This window comes from Oscillospiraceae bacterium (genome assembly GCA_009780275.1).
Lineage (GTDB): Bacteria > Bacillota > Clostridia > Oscillospirales > UBA929 > WRAI01.
The window spans coordinates 17,553-41,792 of sequence record WRAI01000014.1 but is presented as its reverse complement, the minus strand read 5'-3'; the positions used below and the strand labels follow the sequence as shown (position 1 = coordinate 41,792).

General features: G+C 47.3%; 22 protein-coding genes and 1 tRNA gene. 21 read left to right on the top strand and 2 right to left on the bottom strand.

The features are described from left to right. Window positions 1-2 precede the first annotated feature (2 nt). A complete protein-coding gene (locus FWE06_05560) occupies window positions 3-188 on the top strand; it encodes a spore coat protein (protein MCL2546647.1) in 186 nt (61 codons plus the stop codon). A 13-nt stretch (window positions 189-201) separates the two neighbouring features. Further along, entirely contained in the window at window positions 202-477 is a 276-nt protein-coding gene (locus FWE06_05555; GenBank protein ID MCL2546646.1) for a spore coat protein, read from the top strand. A 33-nt stretch (window positions 478-510) separates the two neighbouring features. On the opposite strand, the gene FWE06_05550 is transcribed toward FWE06_05555, so the two are convergent. After that, window positions 511-2,436: a recombinase family protein gene (locus tag FWE06_05550; protein ID MCL2546645.1), complete on the bottom strand. Its 1,926-nt coding sequence runs from the start codon at window positions 2,434-2,436 to the stop codon at window positions 511-513. 496 nt (window positions 2,437-2,932) lie between these two features. Here FWE06_05550 and FWE06_05545 point away from each other — a divergent pair, with 496 nt between their 5' ends. Next, a complete protein-coding gene (locus FWE06_05545; protein MCL2546644.1) occupies window positions 2,933-4,786 on the top strand; it encodes an SLC13 family permease in 1,854 nt (617 codons plus the stop codon). Window positions 4,787-5,566: 780 nt separating this feature from the next. Here FWE06_05545 and spoIVA read toward each other — a convergent pair. Next, on the bottom strand, window positions 5,567-6,901 hold the full coding sequence (spoIVA, locus tag FWE06_05540) for a stage IV sporulation protein A (GenBank protein ID MCL2546643.1): 1,335 nt from the start codon (window positions 6,899-6,901) through the stop codon (window positions 5,567-5,569). Between the two features lie 410 nt (window positions 6,902-7,311). Here spoIVA and FWE06_05535 point away from each other — a divergent pair, with 410 nt between their 5' ends. From FWE06_05535 to FWE06_05450, 18 genes are all read left to right on the top strand, one after another. Next, a complete protein-coding gene (locus tag FWE06_05535; protein MCL2546642.1) occupies window positions 7,312-8,496 on the top strand; it encodes a G5 domain-containing protein in 1,185 nt (394 codons plus the stop codon). An 11-nt stretch (window positions 8,497-8,507) separates the two neighbouring features. After that, window positions 8,508-9,344, top strand: coding sequence for a 16S rRNA (adenine(1518)-N(6)/adenine(1519)-N(6))-dimethyltransferase RsmA (rsmA, locus tag FWE06_05530; protein ID MCL2546641.1), 837 nt, complete (start codon window positions 8,508-8,510; stop codon window positions 9,342-9,344). Further along, window positions 9,316-9,933: a class I SAM-dependent methyltransferase gene (locus FWE06_05525; GenBank protein MCL2546640.1), complete on the top strand. Its 618-nt coding sequence runs from the start codon at window positions 9,316-9,318 to the stop codon at window positions 9,931-9,933. Before rsmA ends, FWE06_05525 begins: the two co-directional genes overlap by 29 nt. Window positions 9,934-10,022: 89 nt before the next feature. Further along, a tRNA-Trp gene (locus FWE06_05520) sits at window positions 10,023-10,096 on the top strand. A 215-nt stretch (window positions 10,097-10,311) separates the two neighbouring features. Next, a complete protein-coding gene (gene rpsB / locus FWE06_05515) occupies window positions 10,312-11,115 on the top strand; it encodes a 30S ribosomal protein S2 (GenBank protein MCL2546639.1) in 804 nt (267 codons plus the stop codon). Further along, window positions 11,115-12,041: a translation elongation factor Ts gene (gene tsf, locus FWE06_05510; protein ID MCL2546638.1), complete on the top strand. Its 927-nt coding sequence runs from the start codon at window positions 11,115-11,117 to the stop codon at window positions 12,039-12,041. Before rpsB ends, tsf begins: the two co-directional genes overlap by 1 nt. Before the next feature lie 96 nt (window positions 12,042-12,137). After that, window positions 12,138-12,590, top strand: coding sequence for a GNAT family N-acetyltransferase (locus FWE06_05505; GenBank protein MCL2546637.1), 453 nt, complete (start codon window positions 12,138-12,140; stop codon window positions 12,588-12,590). A gap of 75 nt (window positions 12,591-12,665) precedes the next feature. Next, a complete protein-coding gene (gene pyrH / locus FWE06_05500) occupies window positions 12,666-13,382 on the top strand; it encodes a UMP kinase (GenBank protein ID MCL2546636.1) in 717 nt (238 codons plus the stop codon). Between the two features lie 34 nt (window positions 13,383-13,416). After that, entirely contained in the window at window positions 13,417-13,968 is a 552-nt protein-coding gene (gene frr / locus FWE06_05495) for a ribosome recycling factor (GenBank protein ID MCL2546635.1), read from the top strand. A gap of 100 nt (window positions 13,969-14,068) precedes the next feature. Next, the gene (gene uppS, locus FWE06_05490) at window positions 14,069-14,803 is read left to right on the top strand and encodes a polyprenyl diphosphate synthase (protein MCL2546634.1); all 735 of its coding nucleotides are present in this window, start codon (window positions 14,069-14,071) and stop codon (window positions 14,801-14,803) included. Between the two features lie 57 nt (window positions 14,804-14,860). Beyond that, window positions 14,861-15,697, top strand: a complete 837-nt coding sequence (locus FWE06_05485) for a phosphatidate cytidylyltransferase (protein ID MCL2546633.1) — start codon at window positions 14,861-14,863, stop codon at window positions 15,695-15,697. Then, window positions 15,694-16,812, top strand: coding sequence for a 1-deoxy-D-xylulose-5-phosphate reductoisomerase (dxr, locus tag FWE06_05480; protein MCL2546632.1), 1,119 nt, complete (start codon window positions 15,694-15,696; stop codon window positions 16,810-16,812). The genes FWE06_05485 and dxr overlap by 4 nt, the downstream gene beginning before the upstream one ends. Window positions 16,813-16,874: 62 nt before the next feature. Next, window positions 16,875-18,050 carry a site-2 protease family protein gene (locus tag FWE06_05475; GenBank protein MCL2546631.1) on the top strand — a complete coding sequence of 392 codons (1,176 nt, stop codon included), beginning with the start codon at window positions 16,875-16,877 and terminating at the stop codon, window positions 18,048-18,050. Next, window positions 18,047-19,099 (top strand): flavodoxin-dependent (E)-4-hydroxy-3-methylbut-2-enyl-diphosphate synthase, encoded by a 1,053-nt coding sequence (ispG, locus tag FWE06_05470; GenBank protein ID MCL2546630.1) that lies wholly within the window; start codon window positions 18,047-18,049, stop codon window positions 19,097-19,099. The genes FWE06_05475 and ispG overlap by 4 nt, the downstream gene beginning before the upstream one ends. Window positions 19,100-19,156: 57 nt before the next feature. Beyond that, window positions 19,157-19,468 carry a hypothetical protein gene (locus tag FWE06_05465; GenBank protein MCL2546629.1) on the top strand — a complete coding sequence of 104 codons (312 nt, stop codon included), beginning with the start codon at window positions 19,157-19,159 and terminating at the stop codon, window positions 19,466-19,468. Between the two features lie 29 nt (window positions 19,469-19,497). Further along, window positions 19,498-19,674, top strand: a complete 177-nt coding sequence (locus tag FWE06_05460; protein MCL2546628.1) for a hypothetical protein — start codon at window positions 19,498-19,500, stop codon at window positions 19,672-19,674. A gap of 58 nt (window positions 19,675-19,732) precedes the next feature. Then, complete coding sequence (locus FWE06_05455; GenBank protein MCL2546627.1) at window positions 19,733-23,221, top strand: PolC-type DNA polymerase III; 3,489 nt, start codon at window positions 19,733-19,735, stop codon at window positions 23,219-23,221. A gap of 141 nt (window positions 23,222-23,362) precedes the next feature. Then, complete coding sequence (locus FWE06_05450; protein ID MCL2546626.1) at window positions 23,363-24,175, top strand: class I SAM-dependent methyltransferase; 813 nt, start codon at window positions 23,363-23,365, stop codon at window positions 24,173-24,175. The last annotated feature ends 65 nt before the right edge of the window (window positions 24,176-24,240 follow it).

Sequence of the window (24,240 nt, the reverse complement as noted above, 5' to 3'; positions counted from 1 at the left end):
GTTTGAGCAATTTAACGACCAAAGAGCTGACCGCGCTGGAGGACACGCTGGGATATGAGCAGGTGCTGATTAAGAAGTATCAGACACTGGCGAGCCAATGCAGCGATGCAGCCATCAAATCGCGTTTGGAAAATATCGCCAATCGTCACCAGGGGCATTACGACGCGCTATTCAATTTTTTGAAGTAGAGAGGTACACAGCATGACAACACAATCCACAATGGGCGATAAAGAGTTTCTCACTGACTGCATTGCCAGCCAGAAACAGGCTGCATCCAGCCATAATACGTTTGCGGGCGAATGCGTCAATGAGCAGCTGCGCAATGAATTTTTGTCGATTTTGAAAGATGAGCATTGTATTCAGTCCGAGCTGTTCAATGATGCCAACAGCCGCGGATGGTATCCAGTCAAACAAGCACCGGGTAATGAGATTACGATGGTGCGTGACAAGTATAAGGGCGGCTGCGGCTGTCAATAAACAAAAAGTCCTGCCGGTTGGCAGGACTTTTGCTTATAGAATAATACAAATGAGCCCGTTGGACCCTTCGTTGATGATGCGTTGCAATGTTTCTTGCAATTTTGCTCGTGCGTCTGCCGGGACGCGTTTGAGTTTGTTGTTCAGTCCCTCGCTAACCAAATCGTGCAGTGAAATGCCAAAAATGTTGCTCTGCCAGATTTTTTCCGGCTCACCTTCAAACTCAGACAGAAGATAGTTGATTAAATCCTCACTTTGCCGTTCGTTGCCGACGATGGGGGATACCTCGGTCTCACTGCTTAAAATGACGGTGCGGTTGGAATAGATGGTGATGGAAAGCTTGTCTGTTGCAGAGCATTTTTTGGATGCTACACGTAAAATATCGGCAGAAAACTCTGGTTGATATTTCAACGATATGGTCAATTTGATATGTGTGTTTGTGCTGCCGGGGTTGATGATAATTTTATTTAACATCTCTTTAGCGATTTCAAGCGGAACAGTTTTGTCCGCTGTAATTTTTTCACAGATAGATTTGGCGTTGTTGTACATTGAAGCCGAGTCTTCCAGCTTTGCCTTTTCTTCATTTAGCTCGATTAGCTTTTTTTTGAGTTTAGCGTAAGCAATGTTGATTCCGTCGTTCATTTTTTTGAAATCGTCCTTGTCAATGGTGCCGTCAATCATCAATTCCAAAAGCCGTTGCTTTTTGTCTGCATACTTTTGTAATTCCTTAGAGATGTTGGTGATTTCTTTGTCAAAGTCAACTGTATCAAGAACAACTTCCTTATACAAGCTGATGAGCTCATTTGTGATAAGGTGGCAGGTTTGGACGACCTGTTTGCCGATGGCTTCCATTACGAGGTCAAGTTCTTTGGTATGTAGATGAGGTGTTGGACAAGCTGTTCGTCCGTGCGACAGATATTCCTTGCAACACCAACTTTCCAGTGGGATTTTTCGATCGTTCCAAACCTTGCGGTAATGATGAGTTGCGTGTACGCCGCAAACGATTTTTTGTGAATATGAGTATCGCTCTTGAGCGCTCGATTTTTGCTTGAATCTGCTCGCTCGCTCATTAATAATGCGGTTGACTTTGTCCCATAATTCCTCGGAAACGAGTGCAGGGATGTTTTTGTCTTTATAATAAAGCTGTTCTTCTTTGGGTAGCGCAATATTTTTTTGCGTTTGGTAATCACTGCTTTCGGTAAGCCTGCCATAATAATAACCTTTATACTTAGGATTTTGCATGATTTGACGTAGCGTTCCGGGGTTAAGATGCTCACCTTTTTTATTGCGATAACCCATATCGGTTAAAATGCGGGCGATGCTGCGAAAGCCGTGCTTCCCTTCGCTATAAATTTGGTATAAATCTCTGATAAACGGCGCGGTCTCTTTGTCGATTTCCAGTTTTCCGTTTGTTTTTTTATAACCATATAAGCTGTCGTTGCCTAAAACTTTGCCGCTTTCGTAGGCACGTTTCATTCCGAACTTTACGCGGTCAGATAACCGCCGGATTTCCTCTTGCGCTAAACTCGCCATAATTGTTAAGCGCAGTTCGGCGTCTGGAGAGAGTGTGCAGATATTGTCATGTATAAACAGGATGCCGACCCCGAATCGCAGCAGTTCACGTGTATACTTGATGCTGTCTAAGGTGCTGCGAGAAAAGCGACTGATTTCTTTTGTCAATATCAAGTTCATTTTTTTAGCTTTCGCATCTTCAATCATGCGCAGAAAATCTTCGCGCTTTTCTACGCTGCTTCCGCTGATGCCTTCGTCGATATATTTTCCGGCAAACGTCCACTCCTTTCTGCTATCAATGAAATGGTGAAAGTAGCTGATTTGATTTTCGAGTGAGTTTTGTTGCTCTTCTCGGTCTGTGGATACCCTAGCATAATATGCTACCTTAAGGTCTAAATCGTTAAGTGAGCAACCTTCTGTAATTGCTTGCTTAATTTCACGTAATTCCATTAGCTAAACCGCCGTGATATATGTTGTGAACTCGCTATAACATAAATTGTTAAGGCGGTCAATTTCTAAGATTATTTTTTCTGAGGCGGCAGCATACAATGATTTCGAGATTACGCCACGGTCATATAATGCGTTGTTTAATGATTTTTTGCCATATTCCTTTGCGAGACTTTGCTGATTTATTGTTAGATGCATACTCTATTCCTCCATCCGGTGTTATTAAAAGGTATGCTTGAAAAATTTTTCTATTCATTTTGTTTGCCGGTTTTAGGTGCACGTATACTTAGTGCCGAAAATATGATCATTTCAACTTTACATGGAACGCGGTATAGTATGCATAGTAAAGCAGCATTGACATCGGTATAGTATCATGGTATAGTTCAGATACAAAGCATTTGTGCGTTCAATCAGCTCGTTTGGCATTGATTTAAAAATGTATAGCAATTGGGATTTTGAAGGAGAAAAATTCTTGTAAAGAGGGCGGACTCGTAATTTTATGTTTGGTGAAATGGAATTAGTATTTATAATTTTATTGGCTACTATGGTATGTTTTGCAATACCAAAATTTCGCTCTGATGTAGTGGCTTTGTGCTCGCTTTTAGCATTGTATTTATCAGGCGTTCTTACTGTATCAGAGGCATTAGCTGGTTTTTCCAGCACAGTAGTCGTCATGTTAGCGGCATTATTTGTCGTCGGAGAAGGCATTTCCCAAGCAGGTCTTGCAGGAAAAGCTGGCAATATGCTTGGGAAAATGATAGGTAACAGTGAATTTAAAATGCTGATTTTTGTCATGCTTATGGTCGCCGTGCTAGGCAGTTTTATCAGTAACACAGGCACTGTGGCTATTTTGATGCCTGTCGTTGTCAGTTTGTGCGTGAAAATGAATATAAACCCAGGGAAGCTTTTGATGCCTCTTGCATTTGGTGCCAGTATGGGTGGCGCGTTGACACTAATCGGAACAGCACCCAACCTGCTTGCGAGAGAAACGCTTATCAACTCTGGGTTTCAGGGTTTGTCGTTTTTTGACTTTACCCCCATAGGCATTATCATTCTTTTTACGGGCATCGCCTATATGTGGTTTGTTGGGCGGAGATGGCTTAACAAACCCTACGAGAAAAAGTCAAAGATTGCAGATACAATTGGTGTATCTGAACTTCTGTGTCAATATCAAATAGATGCGAATCTTCATTATGTGCAGTTGCCTACCGACCACGCGCTTGTCGGCAAAACACTAAAAGCGTTACAGTGGCCCAGTCGATACAACGTCACCGTACTAAAGATGCGGCAAAAGGCAGCGGCAAAAACGCTTTCCTTTTTGCCGGGGTCCAGATTCTCTCAGGTGTTGGCAGAGCCGTCCTATGTGTTAGAGGCAAACGACATTTTGCTGCTGTATGCCGATAGCACTGCTTTACAGAGGTTTTTAAAAGAGATGGGGTTAGAAACAATTTCTCGCGACTTGGTGGAAGGGCTTCATATCCAAGAAGAAAACATTGCCGAGGTTATCTTGACACCGAGATCAAATCTTATTAAGCAATCACTGAAGGATATTCACTTCCGAGACAAATATGGGCTTACCGTTTTGTCCATAAAACGCCGGTATCAAAACCCGAAGCCGCCATCTGTGCAAGATGAACTCCATTATGGAGACGCTATGTTGGTGTATGGAAAGTGGAAAAACATAGATCTTTTGGCGCAGGAAAAAAGGGACCTCGTCGTCATTCGTCGAGAAATGACTGCGCCGGAAGCAGTATTTAAACCGGTTCGCGCTATTTTAGCCAGTGCCATCCTTTTATGCATGATTGCAATGTTGCTTTTTGAGTGGATCCCAGCGGTGATAACCGTCATTATAGCAGGGCTGTTCATGGTTTTGACGGGTAGTGTTCGAAGTACTGAACAAGCTTATCGCGCTGTGAATTGGCAGATTGTTATACTTATTGCCTGTATGCTGCCTATGGCAACAGCTTTGGAGAATACAGGTGGTGTCGCTTTTATCGCGGATAGTATTACTGCCACGTTAGGTGGCGCAGGACCTAGCGCGGTGATGGTCGGGCTTTATGTGACAACTTCTATTTTCGGGATATTTATCAGCAATACGGCTACGGCAGTTTTGTTCTTGCCGGTGGCGGTCTTAGCGGCTCAGGAACTGGGCGTCAGCCCTTTTCCTCTTGTCATGGCAGTCACATATGCCTCCAGCATGTCCTTTTCTACGCCTGTATCGACTCCGCCAAATGCGATGGTGATGGTTGCGGGTAAATATACGTTTCTTGACTATATGAAAGTTGGCATCCCGCTACAGCTTATTGTTGGATTGGTGGTCATATTGCTGTTACCGTTATTTTTCCCGTTTTAATGTGAGCGTTATTTAGACAAAGAAATATTCGGCGAGGTCATTGTTGGAGGGTAAGCATGATATATTTCAATCCCGGGTGTGCGCTAAATCTTTACAAGCCGGAGATGGCACATATGCTGCTTACGTTTTTAAAAACGAAATTTGATGACATTTCACTACATGTTATCTGCTGCCATTACGACCCAAAAGTCCCGGCAAGATCTCGGATTATAAATGTGTGTGCCGGGTGTGACAAGCGATTTCACACTTTATATGAGGGGATATCCACAATATCTTTGTGGGAGGTAATTGACGAGATGGATTATTTTCCCTTCGCAGACTATCAGCAAATATCCCTTTCGATCCAAGATCCTTGCCCTGTACGAGGGCGCCCTGAGGTTCACCGTGCTGTGCGTAGTTTGCTTGGAAAAATGAACATCCAAGTGGTAGAGCCTGTGCGCTTTGGTGAACGTTCTGTCTGTTGCGGCGATAGTTTTTATCCCAGATTGTCTATAGAGGAAGTGCATAATAAAATGTGTGAGCGCGGGGCTGCGATGTCTTGTGATGAGGTCTGTGTATATTGCGTCTCTTGCATCAAGTCTATGCATATTGGCAACAAGAGACCGCGTTATCTGCTAGACCTGTTGATGGGTGAGGCGACAGAGCCACAAGAATGCAACACCGAGAAATGGCACGAGCAGTTGAGAGAATATAGAGCGATGCACACTCAGTAGAGCAAAAAGTGCATATGGAAAGCAGGCATTTCAATTTGAAATGCCTGCTCTTTCTTGTGTGGCAGCATCAAGCCACACAAGAATATCCTATATCAATGATGGAATCACATTTTAATTGATTTATGAATAATTTTCGCTGTTGTGAAGATGCCGTCATATTGAATGGTGATACCTCGGTCTCAATATCAGCGCGAATCATATGTATGCTAGGTGCGCTTGCCCGCAAACGCACGCCGTATCGCGCGCCATGGCGGACAATTTCGGGCTGTTCGAGTGACAGTTCCTCCGTAGATGGCATAACGATACCGTAGCCGAAATTTTCGACATCTTCAAGCGCAGGTGCAATTTTGGCATACTCGTTTTTGATTTTTGACAACCCAGACAGCAATGCCATTAGGTCGCCATCGTCATTGATGTCAAAGCCCGACTGTTCACCCAGTGTGGCATAGAATAGTTCGCGCGGCAGCTCGATGTTTGCCAGTGCTATGCCTGTGCCGAGATGAATGGTATTTAGGCTGACTCCACTGATGTTGGGACAGGTTTTCATGCTGTTAAGCGATGGTTGCACATCGCGGATTTTGACGAGTGACTCGGCGGCTTCGAGCATAGCAGCAAATACTGTTGTCTTGATGGGATGGGTATTGTCAAGCGCCTCAACCCACGATGGCAGAAACAAGCCTAGCTCACTAAGCGGGAACTCAAATAGTACGCCCTTGATAATTTCGGCGATTTCATTTTCAGATAGGCGAGTGACGTTGACAGGAAGACAGGTTACGCCATGTGCGGCGCGGAGCTCTTCGGTGACGGCCAACGCCAACGGCGCATCAGGATACGCCGAGTTGATCAGTACCAAAAAGGGCTTGCCGAGTGCTTTTAGCTCAGTGATAACACGAGTTTCGGCCTCAATGTAGTCCTCGCGGCTGATGTCGCCGATGGTACCATCTGTGGTGATGACCATGCCGATGGTAGAATGGTCATCGATAACTTTGCGTGTGCCCATCTCGGCAGCCTTAGCCATAGGCATGGGTTGAGCTTGCCATGGAGTTGTCACCATACGCGGCTGGCCGTCCTCAATTTGGCCAACTGCACCCGGCACCATATATCCCACGCAATCGACCAGTCTGACTTGAAACACAGCGCCGCCGCCGATGCCGACTTCGATGGCATCTTCCGGTACAAATTTTGGCTCAGCTGTCATAATGGTGCGACCTGAGCCCGATTGCGGCAGTTCGTCGCGCGCGCGGTCGCGGCGGGCGGCGTTGTCGATGTTTGGTATGACCAGTGTTTCCATAAAATTCTTGATAAACGTCGATTTTCCGGTACGCACCGGGCCAACGACACCGATATAAATATCACCCTCGGTGCGAAGTGCGATGTCCTCATAGATACGAGTGGCGTCCACAGTGAATTCCCCCTTGTTGTTTGTCTATTTCACTGGTAGTGTATGAAGTGTGAGGAGGGCTTATGCCACACTCTTTGATAAGAAGGTCAAGATGGAGTAATTGATAGGGCGATCGCCTCTTTTTGCTTTGAGAAAATGGCGAGAAAGCGCGGCGATATTAATTGACATGTTGAATACAATTAGTATATAATTCCTGAATTGATGAGTCAAATGAAGACGATGGCGGACAAAACGGCAGCGGTCAAGATGATGATGGGCAGTAACAATATGCGTAAAGAGGCGTAAAGAAACCGCCTCTTTTTTTGTGTTTTGCCACCCTAAACTTGACAAAAACGGCAAAATTATGTATACTAAACACATATATCTAGTGGTATACTTATCATTTTTGCACTAGAAGTTGAGGTGAAAGAATGCGCCGAACGCTAAGCGATGTTTGCGCCCGCACATTTGGCGGCGTGAATCAGTTGTTGCGCAACCGTGTCTTTTCGGCACTGTTGCTTCTTTCGGCGACTGTGTTAATCATGTCACACTTTGCCATGGCACGGAATTTATTGATCGTACACTTCGACGGTCAAGTTGTTATGTTAGAAACATATGAAACGGATGTACAAACTGCGTTTGCGCGCTCCGGCATTCAGATTTCAGGGTTGAGTCCCGCACACTTGCCGCAAACTCGTTTTAGCGGTGGCGTGTCGAGTGTGACCATTGATCGTTCGTATACCGTTACGGTCAAAGTGGGCAACAATGTTGCCACCGCGCGTGCCAACGGTGAAACGGTCGGCGCGGTGTTGACGCGGCTTGGTATTGAGTACGGCATTGATGATTTGGTTGAGCCGACATCCGGTGTGACGACGCGTCCGGGTATGACGATTTCAGTCGTGCGCGTGGGCACAATGACAAAAGAGTTTAGTGAAACCCTGCCGTTTGAAACACGACGCGTTGCCACCAACAGCTTGTATAGAGGGCGTGAAAATGTCCGCCAAGAGGGCAGTGAAGGCGAAAAACGCATCACCTATACAGTGAATTTGCGTGACGGGATTGAAATTTCGCGTGAGCGCTCGGGCGAAGAGGTCGTGGCAGAGCCGCAAGAGCGGATTGTAGAGTACGGCACTCGCGTACCCAGCTTGCCTGCACCTTCGGCTGCGGCGCAGCCGTTTATTACAGTCGTATCGGGCGGCGTAGTGAATACGCGCCAGGGGTGGGGGCCGCGCTTTGAGTCGCGGCATCGCCAAGGCTCAGGCATTATCTGTGAGACGGGCGGCACGTTGGTGTTGAGTGACGGCTCGGTGGTTGAATATGTCAAGGCATTTGATATGATGGTGACGGCGTATACCTCGGACGGTGAGCCGTCCAATCGCGTGACAGCCATTGGCACACAGGGACGTCTTGGTGTTGCAGCTGTTGACAGGCGAGTCATTCCGCTTCGCACGAACCTGTTGGTCATCGGGGCGAACGGGCGGTGGAGTTATGGCTTTGCCCGTGCCGAAAATGTGGGCGGCGCGGTGCGCGGTTACATCATTGATGTGTATTTTCCGACACGTGCGCAAGTCAATGCTTTTGGCCGCCGCTGGGCGACTGTCTATGTTTTGCGATGACAGAGGCGCAGGTGTTAAAGGCATTGCTTGCTAAGCATGATTTCACATTTCGAAAGTCACTGGGGCAAAATTTTTTAATTGACCCATGGATTGCTGATGCCTGTGTGGCGGCGTTGAATCTTGATGGCGAGACTGGTGTATTGGAAATCGGGCCGGGTGCCGGTGCGTTGACGGTTCGATTGACAGAAAAGGCAGCTGCGGTGACAGCGCTTGAATTGGATGAACGGCTGCTGCCTGTTTTGCATGAAGTGGCAAAAAGTGCGACCGTTATCCATGTTGACATGTTGAAAGCCGACTTGCCTAAAATTTGCCGTGAAAATTTGCCGAATAAGCGGTGTGTTGCGATTGCCAATCTGCCGTATTATATTACGGCACAAGCCATTTCGGTGTTGCTAGCTTCCAATTGCTTTGAGCGAATTGTTATCATGGTACAGAAAGAGGTTGTGGCGCGGCTGATTGCCAAGCCCGGCGATGCGGCGTTGACGGCATTGTCGATGCTTGTGCAATTACAAACTGAAGTTGAGCCACTTTTTGATGTCGGGCGGCATTGTTTCATGCCGTCACCAAATGTCGACTCGGCAGTGGTGCGACTGACACAACGAGAGGTGCAGCCATCGGCGGTGTGTTTGACGTTGGTCAAAGTTGGCTATGCGTCTCGGCGCAAGATGTTGCAGAATAACTTGTCAGCGCGATGGCCGCGTGAGGTTGTCATGGAAGCGTTGCAAGCTGCCGGTATTGACGGCAGTGTTCGTGCTGAAACGCTGCAATGCGATGACTGGAAGCGTTTGGCGGCACATTTTGACGGTAGGGGAAAAGCGGATGATTGTCGGACACTTGAAAGGCTATAAGCTTTGGAAAAATAAGTTGGCACAGCGTTTTAAGCGCCGCCGGTTTGGCAAAATGATGGATGTGCTTGATTTGTCAGCAGATGGTAGGCTGAAAATTCTGGAAGTTGGCTGTTCCAATGGACGGGATGCGTTACAATTTCTCGCCGACGGTGAAAAATACGCCTGCTGGGGTGTTGACATCAAGACAAAGCCTATAGAGCAGGACAATGTGACGGTTGTGCAGGCTGATGTGGCGTCATTGCCATTTGAGGATAATTTTTTTGATGTTGTGATTACTATTGGGCTATTGGAACATATCGAGCCAATGGAGAGCTTGGCCTGTGCCATTGCCGAATTAGCGCGAGTAGGCAAGCATCAGTTGTCGGTCGTGCCGTCAATTTCTACGTTGATTGAGCCGCATTCTGGAAAGTTTCGGTTGCCACTACGTCTGCAAAAAGAGAGAATTGCCGCTGAGGGCGGCCAGTCGCCGTTGTGCTTGAACTTCTTGTCAGAGCACACATGGACAAAGTTTGCAGGGTTTGCCGACTGCAAAGTCAAGCGGTTTTATTACCTTTTTCCATTTATTAAAAACACATTAATTTATAAATAATTGCTACAGGTATTGACAAGTGCACCATATTGTGGCATAATAACTGTCGTGCGTGTAGAGACGGAAAATCCTGTTCCTACACTCGATATAGGGGTATGATGTAATGGTAACATGCCGGTCTCCAAAACCGTTCTTCCGGGTTCAAGTCCTGGTACCCCTGCCATGGCGAACTGCCGAGTAGGCGACCGACAAAATTGGAGCGTCTGTAAACTTTCGCATAGTTGCCAACAGCAGCGAAGTTGGAAGACCGAAATTTTGTTGTCAAGTCGCCGTACACGAGGCGTGACACGCCGCAAAAATCCGCACCCGTTCGTAATATTGTGCGTCTTGTACGCTTGCAACGGGGAGGGAACAACAATATTTTAGGAGGATCCTCAAATGCCTGTCGTATCAATGAAACAATTGCTTGAATGCGGTGTCCATTTTGGACATCAAACCCGCCGTTGGAATCCAAAAATGGCGAAGTTTATTTATGCCGAACGCAACGGCATCCACATCATTGACTTAGCAAAGACTGTTAAGAAGTTGGAAGAAGCGTATAATTTTGTGCGTGACATCTCGGCAAATGGCCAGACGTTATTGATGGTTGGCACAAAAAAACAAGCTGCCGACGCCATTAAAGAAGAGGCAGAGCGCGCCAATATCTTGTATGTCAACGCTCGTTGGTTGGGCGGTATGCTGACTAATTTCTCGACCATGCGCCGCAGTTTTGACCGAATTGCGCAAATCAAGCGTATGGAAGAAGACGGCACGTTTGATATGTTGACTAAAAAGGAAGTTATTCGCTTGCGCAATGAGGCTATGCGGTTGGATAAATACCTTGGCGGCGTCAAAGAAATGCGCAAAATGCCGGGCGCGGTGTTTATCATCGACCCGCGCAAGGAGCGCAATGCTGTGTTGGAAGCGCGCAAACTGGGTATTCCCATTGTTGCCATTGCTGATACAAACTGCGACCCCGATGAGATTGATTATCCCATCCCGGGCAATGATGATGCCATCCGTGCTATTAAACTAATTTGCCACACCATGGCAAACGCTGTGTTGGAAGGTCGTCAAGGTGAACAGCATGAGGCTGAAGCTTCGGCATCTGCCGCTACACCAGTGGAGCCCGTTGCGGAAGTTGTTGTTGAACCGAAAAAAGAAGTCGCTGAGGCAGTCGAAGAAAAAGGAGAACAAGCATAATGAGTTTTACAGCCAATGATGTAAAAATCCTGCGCGAAGCTACGGGCGCGGGCATGATGGATTGCAAGAATGCATTGCAAGAAACTGGCGGCGATATAGAAAAAGCGACACTGTTTCTACGTGAAAAAGGGTTGGCTGCTGCGGCGAAAAAGGCCGGGCGCATTGCTGCTGAGGGCATGGTGTGTGCGACTGTTTGCAATGATTGTAGTTGCGGTAACGGTGCAATTGTTGAAATCAACAGTGAGACCGATTTTGCGGCCAAGGCCGATAAATTTGTTGAGTTTGTCAATGCGGTTGCCGATGTGATTGCCAAAGAGTGCCCCAAGGACTTAGCGGCATTGGAAGCATTGCCGTATCCGGACAGCGGTATGACGGTGGCTGAAATGTTGAGCGAAAATGTGCAAGTCATCGGTGAGAATTTGAAGATTCGGCGTTTTGTCTGCAATTGTGGTAACGGCGTGAATGTTGCTTATAACCATATGGGTGGACGCATTGGTGTGTTGATTAATCTGTCGGTCAGTGATAACCTCAAAGGCAATGACGCAGTGGTTGAACTGGGGCGCAATGTTGCTATGCAAACGGCGGCGATGAACCCGTTGTGGCTGCGTTCGCAAGATGCCGACCCTGCCGTTGTTGAAAACGAAAAGAACATCATAATGACTCAGATTGTTGAAGAGGGAAAGCCGCAACACGTTGCTGAGAAGATTGTTGAGGGGCGCATTCAAAAGTATTTCTCAGAAGTTTGCCTGCTTAATCAGCTGTACGTCAAAGGCGACAAGATTACTGTGCAACAGTATATCGACGAAACAGCAAAAACATTGGGCGGCGAAATTGTGCTAAACAGTTTCGTGCGTTATGAAAAAGGCGAAGGCTTGGAGAAAAAAGAAGATAATTTCGCTGACGAAGTTAGCAAAATGGTACAATAGTTAAAATATTATAATGCGGAATTCGGGGTTCGGAATTCCGCATTTTGGTAGAGTGGCATAAGCTATGCTTGTGTGTAGTAAAAGCGGAGATGTTAAATGAGCTTAGATATTAGGATGATTACAGAGGATGATTTTTCAGATTGTGCAAAAACATTAGTCGCGGCGTTTAAGGAAGAACCTTGGAATGAGAGCTGGAGTTTTGAGAACGCGTACACTCGAATCACTGAAATGATGGAATCGAGAATGTCGCGTGGGTATGTTATAGGAGATGGCGGCACTATTGTTGCTATGTGTATAGGGCGGATAATGACTTACTTGGATTTCAAGGAGCTATTTATTGATGAATTCAGTGTTCATCCCCAATATCAAGGGGAGGGTCTAGGGAGTAAGTTGCTGGCATTTGTAAAGAGTGCGCTGCATAAAGAAGGCGTATACGGAATGGTATTGAACACAGAAAAGGGCTATCCATCTGTGAAGTTCTATGAAAAAAATGGATTCAAATTAGTTGAGTCTATTGCCTTTATGTCTGCGTCATTTAAGCTGGAATAGCTTTTTGATAAAAGTCAAGTTTCTTTAAGCATTAATTGCTACTCTATGTTTAGAACAGCAGAAAGGATTCTATTTATGCCAAAATATAACCGAGTGATGATTAAAATCAGCGGCGAGGCGCTTGCGGGTGACGGCAAGCGCGGCTTTGACCTCGATTTTATCGGACGGGTCTGTCAAACCATCAAGCACTGTGTTGATGCCGGCGTGCAAGTTGGCATTGTTGTCGGTGGCGGCAACATTTGGCGCGGTATGGTGGAAGGCAAGGTAATGAATGATCGTGTTCGCGCTGATCAGATGGGCATGCTTGCGACAACCATCAATGCTTTGGCGTTGGCAGAAAACCTCGAAACGCAGGGCGTTGATGTGCGCGTGATGACGGCCATTGAAATGCGCGCTGTTGCCGAGCCGTATTATCGGGCGCGGGCAATGCGACACTTGGAAAAAGGGCGTGTGGTGATTTTTGCTGGCGGACTTGGTATTCCGTATGTGTCAACCGATACTGCCGTTGTGCTGCGTGCGGTGGAGGTTAAGGCGGAGATTGTACTGCTTGCCAAGAATATCGACGGCGTATACGACGCTGATCCTGCCGTTGACCCTGCTGCTAAGAAGTACGACAGTCTTGATTATGACACTATCTTGCGTGATGATTTGCGCGTGATGGATGCTACGGCGACTGCCATGTCGCGAGATAACGCGTTACCGATTTTGGTTTTCGCGTTACAGGATCCCCAAAACATATATCGCGCTGTTAACGGCGAAAAAATAGGGACGATAGTCAGAGCTGCCGAGTAAGCGGCTGATAAATACAAAATAAAGGAGCAAAACTATGAGCCAATTTGCAGCATTTGAGGGCAAGATTGCCAAGACTTTGGAAGTTCTTAAACAGGACTTTGCTACCATTCGTGCCGGACGAGCCAATGCCAGCGTACTTGACCGCATTCAAGTCGATTACTACGGCACGCCTACGCCGATTCAGCAGATGGCGTCGGTAAGTGTGCCGGAACCGCACACGTTGGTCATTCAGCCGTGGGATGTGTCGGCACTGAAAGACATTGAGCGCACTATTAACCAATCCGACTTAGGTATTAACCCACAGAATGATGGCAAGGTATTGCGGCTGAATTTTCCGCAACTGACTGAGGAGCGTCGTCGTGACTTGACGAAACAAGTGGGCAAAATGGCGGAAGACGGCAAAGTTGCCGTACGGAACTTGCGCCGTGAAGCGATGGAGGACTGCAAGAAGCAGGAAAAAAGCGGTGAAATGACCGAAGATGACCTAAAAGACGCCGAAAAAGAGATTCAAAACTTGACGGATAAAGCGACAAAAAATATCGATGAGCTGAAAGCTGATAAAGAGAAGGAATTGATGGCGGTTTAAGCAAGGGCTATTGAACACTGTCAATTTTCACAGAATCACTGGAAGTAATGAATTGGAATATTAGAGGTTAAGCGGTGTCGTGAGGCACAACAGGAGAAATATGCGAATAAGAAAAAGGAATACTCCGCTTATAGGAATTGATCCGCAGAATTTGCCGAAGCACATCGGCATTATTATGGACGGCAATGGGCGATGGGCGCGTAAACGCGGATTGCCACGATCATTGGGACATATTGCAGGCTTCTCGGAAACGACACGCAGCGTTATCTATTACTGTCGTGATATTGGCGTTAAGCATATTACGCTGTACGCCTTTTCGACCGAAAACTGGCGGCGTGCCGAAGAAGAAGTGTTGGGTATTTTTAAGTTGATGGAGAAGTTTCTGCGCGAGGTTATCGAAAAGGCGGAGGTTGAGCAGTCACGCATACGATTCTTTGGGGATTTGTCACGTGTTCCGGCACACCTGTTTGCTTTGGTTGAGGAGGCGCAAGTGGTGACGGCGCAATATACGCGCGCGAACTTAAACATTTGCTTTAACTATGGCGGACGCGACGAGGTTGTGCGCGCCGTACGGAACATCGCGAAGAATGTTGCACTGCAGGATATTACGGAAGCAATGATTTCCGAACATCTCGATAGCGCGGGGCAGCCTGACCCTGATTTAATCATTCGGCCGGGTGGCGAACATCGTACGTCGAATTTTTTGATGTGGCAAGCTGTTTACGCTGAATATTACTTTACTGAAACGCTGTGGCCGGACTTTACGCCTGCTGAGATTGATAAGGCGATTTTAGCGTATCAAAAACGTGACCGTAGAAAAGGCGGCGCCGTGTAGGGACACGTATTGTGTGGCCGTGCAGAAAGCAGTGGGTATCCCTGCAAGGAGAAAATTATGCTAACTCGTTTTATTGTCGGCATTGTGTTGGTGCCGCTGTTGATTGTCGTTTTGTTCTTTACGCCACCGATTATATTACCGTTTGTTATTGGGCTGGTTTGCGCGTTAATTGCGTATGAATTGCTTTGGGCAACCGGATTTTTGCGCGATCGATTTATTGTGGTGGCTAGCATTGTATGCGCTGCGGCTGTGCCCATGTGGCAGTATTACGGTGCGCCGCAATTGTGGGCATTTGTCGTCGTTTTTGTATTTACGTTGGTGATATTTACCGTAGCAATGGCGGGATTGGTGCGTCATCCTGACCGCGAGGCGCAAGTTTCACTTGGACAAATAGGGGGGGCATATGTTGCTGCTTTTTTGATTCCTCTTTTTTTGAGCAGTTTACAAACCATCGCGCATAGTAGCGGCGGAGCATATATAATTTTGCTTCCGTTTTGCATTGCGTTCGGCACAGATATTTTTGCTTACTTTGTCGGCGTGACGTGGGGCAAGCATCGGCCGTTAAAAGCGCTCAGCCCTAAGAAAAGTATTGAAGGTTCGATTGGCGGACTGTTTGGTGCAGCGTTTTTTGCTGCCGGACTGGGCACGATTGTGCAGTTTTTGTATTCCCCAAGCATTAATTTCATATGGCTCGTTGCCATCGCCGCAATCGGCAGCATGGTAGCACAGTTTGGTGATTTGACTTTTTCGTATATCAAACGTGGTTTTGGCATAAAAGATTATGGTAAGATTTTGCCCGGACACGGGGGTGTGCTTGATCGATTTGATTCAATTATTTTTGTCGCACCTTTTGTTGCTATGGCATTGCAAGTGTTTCAGGTGATTGAAGTATGAAAAAACGCCTTTCAATCCTCGGCTCGACCGGGTCAGTTGGCACGCAGGCGTTGGAGCTTTGCCGTCAGTGGCATTTGAGGCCTGTGGCGTTGGCTGCGCACCGCAATGTTGCATTGATGGAGCGACAGGCGCGGGAATTTCGGCCGCAGTTGGTTGCTATGTCAGACACACAGGCGGCGGCGGAATTGCGTGTGAAATTAGCTGATACGGATATTATTGTTGCTGATGATGCAACAGAAGCAGTTATTGTTGATTGTGACATTGTGCTCAACGCCGTAGTAGGCGTGGCGGGGCTGCCGCTGACGATGGCGGCGATTCACACTGGACACGATGTGGCGTTGGCCAACAAGGAATCATTGGTTGCAGGTGGGCAGTTCGTGATGCAAGCGGCGCAACGTGCGGGCGTGCAAATCATTCCTATGGACAGCGAACACTCGGCGATTTTTCAGGTGCTTGCCGGACAGGATGTTGCCGATGTGCAATCGGTTATACTCACGGCATCAGGCGGGCCATTCTTCGGCATGGATAGAGGGCAATTGCGCGACGTAACGAAAAATGACGCTCTCGCGCATCCGACATGGCGTATGGGCGGGAAGATTACCATCGACAGCGCAACGTTGATGAACAAAGGTTTAGAGTTGATTGAAGCCATGCACTTGTTTGGGTTGCAGCCCGCACAGGTGGATGCTGTGATTCATCGACAGAGCATCATACACTCGATGGTGCAGTTCCGCGACGGTGCGACATTGATGCAAGCGGGATTGCCCGATATGCGCCTACCAATCGCTTATGCGCTGACGCATCCGCAACGTTGGGAGAACGGTGTGGAGATGGTTGATTGGCGAGCGCAATCGCCGTTGACCTTTGCAGTGCCGGATGAAGAGACATTTGGTTGCTTACGTCTGGCGAAGCAGGCTATGTGCGCTGATCAAGCTACTTGCGTTGTATTAAATGCTGCTAATGAATGTGCTGTCGAGGCATTTTTGCAAGATAAGATTGGTTTCTTGGACATTGAAGCCATTGTGGCGGAGCAACTAGGGCAGTTGTATGGGCAAGTAAATAATATTGAAGATTGCTTGGCATTGGATGTTGAAATCAGGAAAAAATTGATGTAGGGGCAATACTGTTCGTCCGCAGACGGCAGGGCGCAGCCTCTACAAAGGTTTAGGAGGAAATTATGTCAGTTGTTATAGCCATTTTACTCATGATTCTCATTCTTGGTGTATGTATTGTTGTACACGAGTTTGGACATTTCATCGCGGCGCGGATTTGCAAGATTAAAGTGCATGAATTTGCCATTGGCATGGGGCCGAAACTGTGGAGCAAACAGGGAAAGCAGACAAGGTTTTCGCTTCGTGCCATTCCGATTGGCGGATTTTGCGCTATGGGCGAGGATGATGTTCCGACCGATGAAGGCGGCGTTTTAATTGACGATCCGGATGCTTTTCGCAACAAGCCGAAATGGCAGCGGATTTTTGTGCTGATTTTTGGCTCAGTGTTGAACTTTGTGCTGGGTTTTTTGATTCTACTGATTATTAGTTTTACGTTATCATCGCGTACCGTGCCGGTGATTGAGGGATTTGTCCAAGGGGTTGAGCCTGCCTATAACCAAGAAGGCGAGTTAGTCAGATATGGTGTGGAGGCGTTTCAGCATACGGACATACTACAAGAAGGCGACCGCATTGTTTCTGTCAACGGGATGCATCTATTTAGTGCTCAGTATATTAGTGAATTTCTGCGCATTCCCGAGGATGGGCAACAGCATATCATCATTCGGCGTGACGGTGTACGGCATGACTTGTATTTCGAATGGAACCCTTTGCGTTTGTTGGATGAGCATGGGCAACCGTTTTTGATTCTTGATGACGATGGCGAAACATTGCGTTATGCGCAAACTGACCGCTTTGGCTTTTATTTGCGGCAGGAAGGCTTCACTTTTGGCACCCGGTTGACGCATAGCGTAAATCGCTCGTTTGAGATGGTGCAAATTGTTACCTTCTCAATTGGACAGCTATTCCGCGGGCAGGCTGATATTGCTGATATGGCCGGACCGGTTGGTATGGTTGACATGGTGCATCAAGTTGTGGATGCGCCCGATGTGTCCACCGGACTTCGAGTGGAGTTCTTACTCTTTTTTGCAGCGCTGATTGCCGTTAACCTCGCTGTTATCAATATGCTGCCCATTCCGGCGCTCGACGGGGGACGTGTGCTGTTTATCTTGATTGAAGCTGTCATTCGTCGCAAAATTCCGCCTAAGCTCGAAGGCATGATTCACGCCACTTTCTTCTTCCTGCTGATGTTGCTGATTGTGTTTATCTTCTTTGGCGATATTCGGCGGATTATAACACGATGAAAAGACGTGCAATAAAGGTTGGCCATACTATTATTGGTGGTGGTATGCCTGTTTCCATTCAGTCGATGTGCGATACCAATCCGCACGACGCAACGGAAACATTGGCGCAAATGCGAAAATTGCATGCGGTTGGGTGCGAAATCGTGCGGGTTGCCGTGCCGGACACGGGGGCGATTAAGCCGTTGGCAGAAGTTATGAAAGCTGCGCCGATGCCGGTGGTTGCTGACATTCACTTTGATTATAAATTGGCGATTGAGGCTGTGGCAGCGGGCGTGAATGCTGTGCGGATTAACCCGGGAAATATTAGCGAACCAGAGCGCGTGCGCGCTGTGGCTTTTGCATGTCAGACAAAAGGGGTGCCTATTCGCATTGGCGTCAATGGGGGGTCGCTTGACAAAAGCATCCTTGCTAAACATGGTGCTGTCACGGCGCAGGCTTTGGTCGATTCGGCGCATGCGCAGATGGAAATGTTGCGGCGTTATGACTTTGAGGATATTTGCGTGTCATTAAAATGTTCGTCGGTACCGACAACGATTGAAGCATATCGGTTGATGTACGCTCAGTCGGATGTGCCGTTGCACGTCGGCGTGACCGAGGCAGGGACATTGTATCACGGATTGGTCAAGTCATCGGCGGCATTGGGCGCGTTGTTGGTTGATGGCATTGGCGATACCATTCGTGTGTCATTGTGCGAGGACGTGGTAGAGGAGATCAAAGCGGCCAAGGCGATTTTGCAAGCAATGGGGCTGCGCGAGGGCGTAGAGGTCATCGCTTGCCCAACGTGCGGACGCACTAAGATAGACCTCAAACCGCTGGTGCGAGAAGTCGAGCGACGATTGGAAGCTTGCCAAACAGCTGTTAAGATTGCCGTGATGGGCTGTGTCGTCAATGGGCCGGGCGAAGCGCGTGATGCCGATTATGGTATTGCCGGCGGAATTGATGAGGGTTTGCTATTTCGCAAGGGTGAGGTTGTGGCGAAAATGCCACAGAGGGAATTGGTTGATGGGTTGATGGCATTGATAGCGGGGGACGAAGCAAATAAAAAGTAAAAATGTTGTACAATGGTGTTGCAATGTAGGGAGTTTATATTTGTGGAGGTGTTTGTAGTGAACGGAATCAACTGCGAAGCCGAAAAAAGTAAGTTTATAAAAGCACTTGACGGGCATGAATGGAACGCCCCAGACTCGTTGACAGAGGTACTGCACTTGTTGCCTGAACCTGATTTCCTGCTTATGATGAAACGCCGGATAATGCGGTTATATTTGCCAGCACCGGAATGGATGGTTGTCATTACTGTATGCTTGCACATGACGACGGAATTAACATCTATTATGTTGAGCCTGGCTGGCTGGATGTTGACAGGGTGTTTCTCATCGGTCATTCTATTTCTGATGTTTTGTCATATGGGTTGGCAATAGCGAATTTATTATTTGAGCAGATTTTTGATATGGAAAAAGAAGAATTTTTGCGAGAAGTCAGTTCTGCAAAGCAAGAATGTAAATCAGAACTTAATAGTAAGCGTTTTAATGACGATTTGGAGGCGCTGAAAAGTGTATTCCCGATTATTGAAATATCCGCGTCTGAGGTATATGATAAACTGAGGGCTATGAACCACACAAAATAGGCATTTGGCTATATAGCCGGGCTTGCCTTTTTCGGTGCAAACTGATATAATAAAATCCATGAAAACGCTTAATGAACTTATTGCGCTTGATAGCGATGTAACATATGAAATTGCTTCGATGACCATATCGCGCCAAACGCGCCATATGACTCTTTCTTTGCGCGCTGACGGCATTATTAACGATTTAGAGGCTCTGCGGCGCAAGACGATTGAGCATTTTCAACTCAATGGGCTGGAATTGACAGTGGTAGAAAAACGCATTGTCAGTGGCGACCGCGCTGTTTGGGTGCGGGTTGGGGGCAATGAGGAAGTGAGAAAGGGTGAGCCGCTGATAGGGGATGCGTCAGCGTGCATTCCGTCGCAGTCGGACATGCCGCCATGGGAAGATATGCCCGTACCGGCGAAAAAACAAGGACCGCCGCCATCAAAAAAGTCATCTACCCCTCGCAGTGTAAAATCAAACGGAAAAATCACCAGGATCAAAGATTTGGAGCCAGATAAGCGGAATATTACGATTGAAGGCACGATTTTCTATACTGATAATCGCCATAGCAAAACACTCAAAGATACATATAATATTGAATTTGGCATTGTTGATGAGAGTAGTGCTGTTTGTGTTATGTTCACGCCGTATCGAGATCAAAAAAGCGGCGGTATAGACCAAAAGCAACAACAGTTGAGCCAGACGTTGTTGCAAACAGCGAAAAAAGGTGCATATGTGCGGCTGAATGGTATGTTAAAGCAACGCTACAATCCTGCAAAGGAGACATTTGAACAGCATTTTCGTCCGACGGCCATCACATTGGCTGAGCCGGAATACCGTCGAGACAATGCGCCGAAAAAGCGCGTGGAGCTGCATTTGCACACCACCATGTCGGCCGAAGACGCGACATCGGACGTTGGCACGTTGATTGACATGGCTGTGCGGTGGGGCCATCCGGCGATTGCCATCACCGATCACGGCGTGGCCCATTCGTTTCCTGATGCCATGAAAACAGCAAGGGATAAAATAAAGGTCATTTACGGGGTCGAGGGCTATTTGTGTGATAATGCAAATGTTAAGCAACGTGATGAAAAATTACGCCACGTTATTGTGTTGGCTCAAAATGAAGACGGATTAAAAAATCTGTATAGCTTGATCAGTGACAGCCATACCAAGCATTTTTACCGTCGCCCGCGTTATGATAAAACTTTGTTATCACAGCGACGTGAGGGGTTACTTATTGGTGCGGCATGTGAGCGAGGCGAGGTCTTTGACGCTATTTTACGCGGTGTTGAAGATGAGGTTTTGGATAATATTGCAAGATTTTACGATTATCTTGAGATTATGCCTTTGTGTAACAATCGCTTTTTGATTGACAAAGGTATTGCCAAGGATGATGAAGATTTACGCGATTTTAATCGCAAGGTTGTGGCATTAGGCGAAAGGCTGAATATTCCCGTTGTGGCAACAGGTGACGCGCATTTTTGTGAGCCGAAAGACGAAGTCAACCGCGCCATGTTGGGCGCCAAGAAAAAATATGACATTACGTCACAACCATTTTACTTTCGTACGACAGAGGAGATGTTGGGAGAGTTTTCTTATCTTGGGGAAGAGAAAGCTTACGAGGTTGTCGTTGCGAACAGCAATGCCATTGCTGACCGTATCGAGGCAATTCGCCCGATTAAAAAAGGTGAATTTTTCCCTAAAATTGAGGGTAGTGACGAAGAACTGCGTCGCTTGACGTATGCGAGTATTGAAAAATACTATGGCGGCAGTTTACCGATTACATTGCAAGAACGTGTCGAAAAAGAGTTGAATGCAATTATTGATAACGGCTATGCTGTCATCTACATTTCGGCGCAGATGTTGATTGCGCGGAGTGAGGAAAATGGCTATCAAGTTGGGTCGCGCGGCAGTGTCGGTTCGTCGATTGTGGCGTTTTTGGCAGGCGTTAGTGAGGTGAATTCTTTGCCGCCGCATTATCGTTGCGGACAATGCAAGGCATGGGAGTTCCCCGAAAATGCGCCTGCGGCGTGCGGGCCCGACTTGCCTGACAAAGCTTGTCCGACGTGTGGAAAAATTTTTATCAAGGATGGGTATGACATCAACTTTTCCATGTTTTTAGGATTCAATGCAGAGAAAACGCCGGATATTGATTTGAATTTCTCGGGCGAGTACCAAGCTGAGGCGCACAAGCATACCGTTGAAATTTTCGGCGAAAAGAATGTATATCGGGCAGGAACCATTTCTACCATTCAAGAAAATACGGCGTTTGCCTATCTGAATGATTATCTTGATGCGATTGGTGAAACACGCACGCATATTGAGAAACGGGCGATGGCGAACGGCATTGTCGGCGTTAAGCGTTCGACAGGACAACACCCCGGCGGATTAGTGATTGTGCGGGAAGATATGGATATCAACGACTTCTGCCCAGTGCAATATCCGGCGAATAAAGCCGATTCCGGCATGATTACTACGCATTTTGACTATCATGCCATTGAAGAAAACTTGCCGAAGCTTGATTTGCTTGGGCATGATAATCCGACAATTCTGAAAATGCTGACTGATTTGACGGGGGTTGACAGCCAGACCGTGCCGCTGGACGATCCTGCAGTGATGAGCATTTTCAGCGAGTCGAGCGCGTTAGGATATCAAGACGATGAAATTCTTGGGCAAACCGGTGCTGTGGCTGTGCCTGAATTCGGTACAAATTTTGTGCGCGGCATGTTGACAACGGCACAGCCCGATTGTTTTGATGATTTAATACGCATTTCGGGGTTATCACACGGTGAAATGGTATGGCAGCATAACGCTGAGGAATTGATTAAAGACGGCACGGCGACAATCAAGAGTGTAGTTTGTGCGCGTGACGACATGGTGGATTCTCTGATTAAGTATGGCATGGACGGCTTGACAGCGTTTAAGATTATGGAAGATGTGCGTAAAGGCAAGGGGCTCAAACCAGAACAGGAGGCTGAGATGGTGCGTTGCCAAGTGCCGCGGTGGTATATCGATTCTTGCGCCAAAATTAAATACTTGTTCCCTAAAGCGCATGCTACGGCATATGTGATTGCCGCATTTCGTATTGCGTGGTACAAAGTGCACCACCCGCTGGCATTTTACAGTGCATACTTTTCCATTCGAGCCAAGACATTTGATGTTGCTGCGATGACTGCGTCGCTTGGCGAAGTTGCCCGCTACATCAAGGTGTTGAAAAAAATACCGCGTCCGTCAGCGCTGGAAAAGGCGGCGGTGGAGGTGGGTGAAGTGGCATATGAGTATGCTGCGCGGGGCTTTTCATTTTTGCCTGTTGATTTGTATCAGTCGGATGCGTCACAATTTACCATTGAGGATGGAAAATTGCGTTTGCCCCTCAATGTCATTCCGTCACTGGGGGATGTTGCGGCGCAAGAGATTATCCGTGAGCGAGAAACGCCGTTTTTGGCGGTTGACGACTTACAAGCACGATGTGGCAAGTTGAACAAGGCACATATTGAGCACTTGGGTGCGTTGGGTGCGTTGGATGATTTGCCGGATACGCTGCAAGTAAGTTTGTTTTAGCGTTCTCTTGACCCTGCAATACGTTTGTGTTACAATAAAACCATCATAATGAAAGGGGCGATTGACATGACACATGTAATTATCACTCAAAACAACGGGAGGGTGACGATATTTTAGCCCTTCCAAAATAAGGGAGGACTTATGGCACTCAATTGGATTGACCCGAAGGAGTTTTCCTTCAACGCATTTCTGCTATTGGAACGTTTCCAAATTAAGATGATGCTTCAGTCTGCCGGTTGGCGGAATGACAAAGACGAGTGGCGGCGCAGTATGGGTATTGCGCTTAATGCCAACCCTGCTGTGCGATGGTATTTTGAGCAGCATTGTCCCGAAAGCGCAAGCTTTATCACCGAAATTACGGAAAATGCACCTGTAACAATTGAGGCGGCGGAGATTCGTAACGCTGAAATGTACGCATTGATTTCTGTAGAAGACTTTATCACTTACACGCGTCCCGTATTGATGGACACCAACTGCGACTTCATCTATGCGTGGGATAAGGCGCGGCTGTTTGAGATGGCAGACTTTACGGGAAAAACTGTGCTTGATGTGGGGAGCGGTTCAGGCAGATTAGCGTTTGCAGCAGCGGAAAAGGCGGCATGGGTGTATGCCGTCGAGCCTGTTAGTACACTGCGGCAATATCTGCATGATAAAATTATCCGCGAGGGCATTGTCAATGTTCGCGTAACTGACGGTATGGCTGATTCGTTGCCATATCCTGACAATACATTTGATATTGTGATGTCAGGTCATGTTATTGGCGATGATTACAGTGCCGAGCTTGCTGAAATCGAGCGTGTGTGTAGCGTCGGCGGTTGGTTGCTCGATTGCCCGGGTGACGGAACTTGTGATCATAGGCCTGTTGTGGAACTCTCAAAACGTGGCTGGGAAGAAATGTGTTACATAGGAAATGTGGGCGGTGTGACGCGCCGCTATCGCAAACAAGTTGTGTAATGAATAAAGTGTGAAAAAGCCCCGCACATTTTTGTGCGGGGCTTTTGATAGCGCTATGAGGTTGC

Excerpts from the sequence above, each read along its gene's own strand:
- FWE06_05505 (MCL2546637.1), top strand. The coding sequence starts at position 12,138 with ATGAGCTTAGATATTAGGATGATTACAGAGGATGATTTTTCAGATTGT.
- FWE06_05450 (MCL2546626.1), top strand. The coding sequence starts at position 23,363 with ATGGCACTCAATTGGATTGACCCGAAGGAGTTTTCCTTCAACGCATTT.
- ispG (MCL2546630.1), top strand. The coding sequence starts at position 18,047 with ATGAAAAGACGTGCAATAAAGGTTGGCCATACTATTATTGGTGGTGGT.
- FWE06_05460 (MCL2546628.1), top strand. The coding sequence starts at position 19,498 with ATGGAAAAAGAAGAATTTTTGCGAGAAGTCAGTTCTGCAAAGCAAGAA.
- pyrH (MCL2546636.1), top strand. The coding sequence starts at position 12,666 with ATGCCAAAATATAACCGAGTGATGATTAAAATCAGCGGCGAGGCGCTT.
- FWE06_05455 (MCL2546627.1), top strand. The coding sequence starts at position 19,733 with ATGAAAACGCTTAATGAACTTATTGCGCTTGATAGCGATGTAACATAT.
- FWE06_05475 (MCL2546631.1), top strand. The coding sequence starts at position 16,875 with ATGTCAGTTGTTATAGCCATTTTACTCATGATTCTCATTCTTGGTGTA.
- tsf (MCL2546638.1), top strand. The coding sequence starts at position 11,115 with ATGAGTTTTACAGCCAATGATGTAAAAATCCTGCGCGAAGCTACGGGC.
- FWE06_05545 (MCL2546644.1), top strand. The coding sequence starts at position 2,933 with ATGTTTGGTGAAATGGAATTAGTATTTATAATTTTATTGGCTACTATG.
- dxr (MCL2546632.1), top strand. The coding sequence starts at position 15,694 with ATGAAAAAACGCCTTTCAATCCTCGGCTCGACCGGGTCAGTTGGCACG.
- FWE06_05550 (MCL2546645.1), bottom strand. The coding sequence starts at position 2,436 with ATGGAATTACGTGAAATTAAGCAAGCAATTACAGAAGGTTGCTCACTT.
- FWE06_05555 (MCL2546646.1), top strand. The coding sequence starts at position 202 with ATGACAACACAATCCACAATGGGCGATAAAGAGTTTCTCACTGACTGC.
- frr (MCL2546635.1), top strand. The coding sequence starts at position 13,417 with ATGAGCCAATTTGCAGCATTTGAGGGCAAGATTGCCAAGACTTTGGAA.
- FWE06_05535 (MCL2546642.1), top strand. The coding sequence starts at position 7,312 with ATGCGCCGAACGCTAAGCGATGTTTGCGCCCGCACATTTGGCGGCGTG.
- rpsB (MCL2546639.1), top strand. The coding sequence starts at position 10,312 with ATGCCTGTCGTATCAATGAAACAATTGCTTGAATGCGGTGTCCATTTT.
- FWE06_05525 (MCL2546640.1), top strand. The coding sequence starts at position 9,316 with ATGATTGTCGGACACTTGAAAGGCTATAAGCTTTGGAAAAATAAGTTG.
- uppS (MCL2546634.1), top strand. The coding sequence starts at position 14,069 with ATGCGAATAAGAAAAAGGAATACTCCGCTTATAGGAATTGATCCGCAG.
- FWE06_05485 (MCL2546633.1), top strand. The coding sequence starts at position 14,861 with ATGCTAACTCGTTTTATTGTCGGCATTGTGTTGGTGCCGCTGTTGATT.